Source organism: Phocaeicola sp. RTP21198st1_B8_RTP21198_201120 (assembly GCF_040929485.1).
Lineage (GTDB): Bacteria > Bacteroidota > Bacteroidia > Bacteroidales > Bacteroidaceae > Phocaeicola > Phocaeicola dorei.
On the sequence record NZ_JBCOCI010000257.1, the window covers coordinates 1 to 1310 of the forward strand.

Below are 1310 nucleotides of genomic sequence, written 5' to 3' on the forward strand. Positions count from 1 at the left end.
TCTCAGTAGTCTGTACGACTTCAAACCCGCCGATGCAGAATTTATATTCACGCTAGATCAAAACAATCAGAATGACAAGACCAAAGAACAATGGGATGGCAACTTTAAGTGGAATGCAACCAAAGGCACACTGACACTAAGCAACACCTATGAGCTGGCTAACTATAATTTCCTGAACCAAGAAAACTTCAGCAATGGGGATAACTGCGGTATCAAGTTCTCATGGACATTCAAGGCGGGAGAAGAAGCCGGACAACAAGCTCAATCAAATGGTGACGAACGTTGGTTTATCAAAGACCCTGTCCGTAATCCGGGAACATTCCTTCTCTATCTCTGCTACGACAAACAACCATGCGCCGACGGCAGAATCCTTGGTACAGACGGAGCAGTGGAACATACTCCGGTAGACTATGCCCTCTCCGTATCAGCTTTAACAGGTGATCCGACAAAGAACAAACTCAGTGACTTGGAAGAAGGAAAAGAATATAACTTTGGTCTGGCTTTCAACAACTCGTTCTGGAGACAAGGTTTCCCATACGATGTATGTGGTGGTCCTACAAACAGCACGAAACTGCCGGTATTGGTACAATACAGTGATGCCGCCAAAAATTTGGTCATCACCGACCATTGTAAACAATATTTCTGCAAAAACAAAGCAGAGTTGAAGCTCTTTATTGAAAACAGCGAGACACAGGATCATTTCGAACTGATAGATGAAAACCAATTTATCGTCAAAATCAAAAAAGCGATAGCTCCGGATGAGCACGGAAACCTCCAGTTCCAGGTTCTGTTCAATACAGACTACGCTAATCAAAGGTGGGCTCTTATGTTACTGAACAACCGATAAATCATTCTTGATCATAAATTAAACGGCCATGTCGCGAAATCATCAGCTCTACGCTCTGGTTTCCAACATGGCTGTTTCTATACTAAACATCAGCTTATAATATATATGAATAAAATCAGTAAAGCATTTCTAAGTTGTGTATATAGTATCTTGTGCTTGAGCGTACAGGCACAAGACCAAACTACATGGACAAACGACTTCTCCAATACTGGTGAAAAATTGAAAACAGTAGGCCGGGGAACGTGCAGCATTGCTGACAACGTATTCCGCTCCCAAAACGCTTACGCTTTGTTCGGCAAGCCCGAATGGAAAAACTATACATTTTCTTTCAAAGCCCGTGCTCCTAAAAATGCAGACCAAGTGCAGATATGGGCAAGTTTCCGTAACTATAACCGTTTCGACCGCTACGTGGTAGGTATCAAAGGTGGATTACAGGACGACCTCTACCTAATGCGTACCGGAT

Annotated in this window: 2 pseudogenes; both read left to right on the top strand. The window is 43.1% G+C overall.

From position 1 onward, the window contains the following. A pseudogene (locus AB5935_RS25145) lies at nucleotides 1–847 on the top strand (hypothetical protein); the annotation flags it as partial. Nucleotides 848–952: 105 nt separating this feature from the next. Next, nucleotides 953–1310, top strand: a pseudogene (locus AB5935_RS25150) (glycoside hydrolase family 2); the annotation flags it as partial.